Origin of the sequence: Mesorhizobium sp. M1A.F.Ca.IN.022.07.1.1, from assembly GCF_003997575.1 — a bacterium.
Lineage (GTDB): Bacteria > Pseudomonadota > Alphaproteobacteria > Rhizobiales > Rhizobiaceae > Mesorhizobium.
In genome coordinates this window covers 1-1,208 of sequence record NZ_RZST01000635.1, presented here as the reverse complement: position 1 = coordinate 1,208, position 1,208 = coordinate 1, and the positions used below count along the sequence as shown (strand labels likewise).

Here is a 1,208-nt window from a genome sequence, read left to right as displayed (position 1 = left end):
ATGTAGCACGATGCCGATGTTTCTCTCGCTGACGCCATGCGCCCTGCTGCCGGATCGCTTGTGGCGAAGGCTGCCCCAGAACATCGCGGCCGCGACAGCGACAAGCAGGGCGTGCAGCGCGACCGTCCAGGCGCCGGCATTGAAATAGTCAGTCCCAAGCTTCAACATGACCAGGAAAGCGGCGACCAGCGAAAGTTTGACAACCACGGCGAGCACGACAAAACCCTTGCGGGATTGCCGCCCATCGCCGGTTCGATGACCGGTCGAATGCATAGATCCCTCCTTTTGATTCTTCGGGGCGCGGAGGCACTCCTGATCTTATGGACTTTGCGTAGCATATTGGACAAAGTGTCCAGAAACGGCGTTGTCGGACAGTGGGGCACCGAATGTCCGAAACTGTACGCAGCAAGGGACGGTGACCATGAAAATCGAGCGAAGCGATGACATCGGCACGATCGATCGGCGCGTCGCCCGCACACGCGCCATGCTGCAGGACGCGCTGATCGCATTGATCCCCGAAGGCCGCTACGCGGCTCTTACCGTCGAAGACATCTGCGAGAAGGCCAATATCGGTCGGTCGACCTTCTACACCCACTATGCCGGCAAGGATGAGCTGCGCACCGCGACGCTTGAAGCGCATCTCCGCTCGCTCACCCAGAAGCGCCTGTCGGCAAGCACAGAGCGAGGCAAGCGGCTGTTCGAATTCAGCCTGCAAATGTTCGAACATGCGCAGGCGTTCCGCTCGCTTCACCATGCGCTATTGTCGAGCAGCGGCGACACGATCCACGACCAGCTACGTGACCGCATTCGGCGCGCCGTGCGCAGCGAGCTCGCCGGCAGTGAACCGGCTGACATGCCTCTGGATTTCGCCGTTCAGTTCGTATCGGGAGCGTTCCTCGCGGTGCTCGCCTGGTGGATCGCGGAAAGGGCAGACCTCTCGGCGTCGCAGATCGACGAGCTGTTCCAGCGAATGGCTGCTGAGGGTTTCGGCTTCCCATGCGTCTGAAACGGATGCCGAACCGCGCGGCAGTAGCGTTATGCGCCCGTGTTGCGAGATGGCAGTTGTCGCTACAGCCAGTTGAGGACAGCGCTCGAGAGAGCGAGATAGCGGGTGGCTTTAGCAATGGTGACGACTGCAACGAAACTCCAAAGCGGCTCGCGCAGAACGCCGGCCACCATTGTCAACGGATCCCCGATGATTGGCGCCC

The 1,208-nt window shown here is 61.0% G+C and carries 3 protein-coding genes; 1 reads left to right on the top strand and 2 read right to left on the bottom strand.

Translation table 11 applies throughout. The features are described 5' to 3' along the window. Window positions 1–273: hypothetical protein (locus EOA75_RS33000; RefSeq protein ID WP_164747762.1), on the bottom strand; the 273-nt coding region annotated here is incomplete at its 3' end. A 148-nt stretch (window positions 274–421) separates the two neighbouring features. Between EOA75_RS33000 and EOA75_RS32995 the strand changes: the two genes are divergently transcribed. Next, on the top strand, window positions 422–1,006 hold the full coding sequence (locus EOA75_RS32995; RefSeq protein WP_127326151.1) for a TetR/AcrR family transcriptional regulator: 585 nt from the start codon (window positions 422–424) through the stop codon (window positions 1,004–1,006). 62 nt (window positions 1,007–1,068) lie between these two features. On the opposite strand, the gene EOA75_RS35455 is transcribed toward EOA75_RS32995, so the two are convergent. After that, window positions 1,069–1,208: DedA family protein (locus EOA75_RS35455; RefSeq protein ID WP_245466830.1), on the bottom strand; the 140-nt coding region annotated here is incomplete at its 5' end.

What these genes read in the sequence shown, in the direction of transcription:
- EOA75_RS32995 (WP_127326151.1), top strand. Translation starts at nt 422, where the DNA reads ATGAAAATCGAGCGAAGCGATGACATCGGCACGATCGATCGGCGCGTC.